Source organism: Phyllobacterium sp. P5_D12, from assembly GCF_054049495.1.
Genome location: NZ_JBFUMG010000411.1, coordinates 1 through 4,047 on the forward strand (window position 1 = coordinate 1; position 4,047 = coordinate 4,047).

Below are 4,047 nucleotides of genomic sequence, written 5' to 3' on the forward strand. Positions count from 1 at the left end.
AGTGTGGGTCCTCGGGTCAAGCCCGAGGATGACGGGAGAAGTGGTTGCGTGCGGCCTCCTACTCGCTCTCCAGCGTTTCCTTGACCGCTGTTGCCAGCTGCTTCAGTGAAAACGGCTTCGGCAGGAAACCGAATTTGGCGTCTTCCGGCAGGTTTCGGGCAAAAGCATCTTCCGCATAGCCCGAAACGAAGATGAATTTGATATCGCCGTAATCCTTGCGCAATTCGCGCAGCAGCGTCGGGCCATCCATTTCGGGCATGACCACGTCGGAAACGATGATGTCCACTTTGCCGCCGAGTTCTTTCATCACCTCAAGCGCTTCGACGCCGCTAGACGCCTCGTGCACCGTGTAGCCACGTGATTGCAACGCGCGAACCCCGCCCATGCGGACGGCATCCTCGTCTTCCACCAGGAGAACGGTTGCGGAACCRGAGAGATCGGTGGCCTTTTCCGTCTTCTTCTCCTTTTTCGGCATTTCGGTCACGACGGCTTCGCCATCGGCGTTCAGAACCTGCGGCTGCTTTTCCTCGACAAAACGCGGCAGGAAAATGCGGAATGTCGTCCCCTTGCCAAGCTCGGACTCGGCGTGAATCGAGCCGCCCGTCTGCTTGATGATACCATAAACCATCGACAGGCCGAGGCCCGTCCCCTTCCCGACTTCCTTCGTGGTGAAGAAGGGTTCGAAAATCTTCTCGATCACTTCCTGCGTCATGCCGGTGCCGCTGTCCTCTACCTCAACCAGCACATAATCGCCTGGAACAAGGTCGCGATAAGTGAGTTCAGCACTCTCCGCTTCAGTCACGTTGCGGGTACGGAGCGTCAGGTTGCCGCCTTCGGGCATAGCGTCCCGGGCATTGACCGTGAGATTGACCACCACCTGCTCGAACTGGCCGAGGTCGGCCCGCACAGGCCACAGATCGCGGCCATGTTCGATCTTGAGATTGACTTGCGTGCCGGCAAGACGCGTCAGCAGCATGCGCACATCGGCGATCACATCGGTGAGGTTGAGCACTTCCGGCCGCAAGGTCTGGCGGCGTGAGAACGCAAGGAGCTGCCGCACCAGCGAAGCGGCGCGATTGGCATTCTGCTTGATGTTCATGATGTCGGCAAAGGACGGATCCGATGCGCGATGATTGGTCAACAGCAGATCGGAAGACATGATGATTGCGGTCAACACGTTGTTGAAATCATGTGCGATACCGCCTGCAAGCTGCCCTACGGCCTGCATTTTCTGGCTTTGCGCCATCGTGGCTTCCAGCGCCTTCTGCTCAGTGGTTTCAACCACTGAAACAATGGCGGCTTCCTCGGCGCCATCCTCGGAACCGGCGTCGAAAACCGGACTGACGTAGAAGCGCAGATGGCGGTCCTCATTACCCGGAATAACGGTATCGACAGGAGAGATTTCCGCCTTGCCGGCGAAAGCTGCAGCCAGTGCCCGGTCGAAGGCTTCGCGATCGCGTTCATGCACGACGGTCTCAAGCGGGATGCGCCGGTCGATATCATCACGATCGACAACCGGGGCGAAAAGCCCCAGGAACCGCGCATTGGTGCGCAGGATCTTGCCGGTCGCATCGACGGCTGCGATGGCCATGGACGCTGAATTGAAGAAGCGCGTGAACCGCACTTCTGCCGCGCGCAACGCGGCTGAATTGTCTTCGCCTTCAGCGCGGTTGAGAACGATCGTGCGGGTTGGGCCGCGCCTGCCGTCACGCTGCGCCTGAACGCGATGATAGAAGCGCACGGCAAGGCTCTGGCCATTGGATTTGGCAAGGTCGAGATCGATGACCGTGTTGCGGCTGGTGCCAGGTTCAGTCTTGACCGCATTGATCAGCGCCATGCCATTGCCGGCGACGATGTCGCGAACCATCATCGAGCCCGGCGTAAACCGCGTGAGGTCGACGCCGAGCCATTCCGCCAGCGTTGCGTTGATATAAATGATGCGGCCGTCAGGATCGGCTGAGAAGAAGCCTGCCGGAGCATGATCGAGATGATCGATGGCCTCCTGAATATCCTGGAAATAACGCTCCTGTTCGGCACGCTCAGCCGAAATATCGGCGATCTGCCACGCATAGACCGGCGTCGTCTGGTCTGGAATGCCCGCGACCGGCCGCGCCTTGACCCGGTACCACGTCGGCACGGGTTCCCGCGATGGATCGAGTGGCCGGGACAGGCGCAGCTCCTCCTGGCCGGAAACGCCGTCGCGCACCGCATTGGCGAGCCGGTAGATCGGATCCGAGGCTGCAGCTTCACCTGAGAGAATGTGCTCGATCGCCCGCACATCGTTGGAATTGGTGACACCGGTTAGCTCGGCATAGGCCCTGTTGGCATAAACGATGCGACCCTTTTGATCGCAGACGACCGTGCCTTCCGGAAACGTATCCACAAACGCGCGCGTGAGTTCATCGCTGGTGCCCCGCGGCGTGAACTGAATGACATTGATCGCCGAGCCGAACAGATAGAACACGCCGGTCATGGCAAGCGTGCCGAGAAGGCCGAGCAGGAATTGCTGCCCCAGTTGATCGCGATAGATGAAGTAAAGGACGGAAACGCCGATCAGCAGCACGCCAAGAAGAACCAGGCGCAAGCCGGCCTTGCTGGATTTCGTGTTCGCGATGATAGGTTCTGGATAAAGATCGCTGTTCGTTTCTTGAGACATACGTCTGCTATTCGTTTCTTGAGACATACGTCTCAGGCCCCTTTTTTCATCACCGGCGCAATTGCATCAAGCCGATGTTTATTCTCGAATCGTTTGGATCATATCTTTGACGCGGTATAAACCCCATCCTTTATATGACCGCGATTATTCCACGGTTTCGCACGAATTCCGATTTAGAACATCCAATATCGCGCGTAGACAATCTGTACTACATAGGCCGAAACTGCGTTAGGGTTGCGGCTAACTATGGCACGCACTAGTGTCGCATAAAGTAATGCTTCGAAGCCCATGTCGGGGAACAAGTTTTGGGCCCGAAGAACGCACAAGGAGAGTTTATCATGAACGCTTGGCTTGCCACTATTGTTGGCGAAAGCGCTGCCCCCATCGTGGGATTTATTCTTCTGTTCATTCTGGTCATCGCCCTGCTTCTACTGGTATTCGCCATATTGCGGCGGGTGACGGGTGGTACATTCGTTGCTGGCGGGCGCAACCGGCAGGTCCGTCTCTCGGTTACTGACGCGGCAGCCGTCGATAATCGCAGGCGGCTGGTACTCGTGCGCCGCGACGATGTCGAGCATCTGATCTTGATCGGCGGTCCCAGCGACCTGGTGATCGAGCAAAACATTCGCCAGTTTGCGCGACAGCCGCGAGTTGAACCGCCAGCGTCCGAGCCCGAAGCGAGAGTTCCCGAACCGAAGCCAGAGCCGAAAGTCGCGGAAGCGCCACCTCGCGCACAGCCCCGTATCGCATCTCCAGCCCCTCCGGTTCACACGCCTCCCCCACCTGTTCAGACAGCGCCAGCGCCGCAAATACCGTTGCGTCCGGCACCGCCGCAGCAGTCTGAGCCGCCAAGGCGGCCGACCGAACCACCGAGACAGGCCGAGCAACCTGCCCCCTTGCCATCCACGCCCCCCATTCAACCCGTTCCACCGGCAGCGAAGGCCCCGGAAGTAGCGTCCGCTGCTTCGAACGAGCCACCGGCTGTCAGTGCACCGGCACGGGACAATGGCTGGCAGCGAACCGCTTCGCCATCCTTTGGAACCGTGCCTCGCGCGGAGCCGAAGATAGACACGCCAGAACCTGCCAGGGAGGTAGCTGCATCTGAAACCAGAACGACGACTGCCGCTGCCTTCCCCTTCGCCGTGCGCAACGAACCGGCGGCGGCCGTCAAGGAGCCGACCTTCGACGCGTCCGTGGAAACGGAAGAATCTGAAATAACCTTGGGCGACATGGATTTCAGCGACGCATTCGAGACAGACCTCGGAAGCGAACTCAACATCGCACCTGGCAAGGAAGCAAAGCCTGAAAAACAGGACAGCATCGAGGACGAGATGGAACGGCTGCTAGGAGATTTATCCCGACCTGAGAAGCGTTGAGACCCACAATGGACA

General features: G+C 58.9%; 2 protein-coding genes. One reads left to right on the forward strand and one right to left on the reverse strand.

Annotated elements, in window-relative coordinates; translation table 11 throughout:
* Window positions 1-58: 58 nt before the first annotated feature.
* A complete protein-coding gene (cckA, locus tag ACXJ5O_RS20625) occupies window positions 59-2,656 on the reverse strand; it encodes a cell cycle histidine kinase CckA (protein WP_457301525.1) in 2,598 nt (865 codons plus the stop codon).
* Window positions 2,657-2,994: 338 nt separating this feature from the next.
* Between cckA and ACXJ5O_RS20630 the strand changes: the two genes are divergently transcribed.
* Window positions 2,995-4,032, forward strand: coding sequence for a hypothetical protein (locus ACXJ5O_RS20630; RefSeq protein ID WP_457301526.1), 1,038 nt, complete (start codon window positions 2,995-2,997; stop codon window positions 4,030-4,032).
* Window positions 4,033-4,047 lie beyond the last annotated feature (15 nt).

Excerpts from the sequence above, each read along its gene's own strand:
- ACXJ5O_RS20630 (WP_457301526.1), top strand. The coding sequence starts at position 2,995 with ATGAACGCTTGGCTTGCCACTATTGTTGGCGAAAGCGCTGCCCCCATC.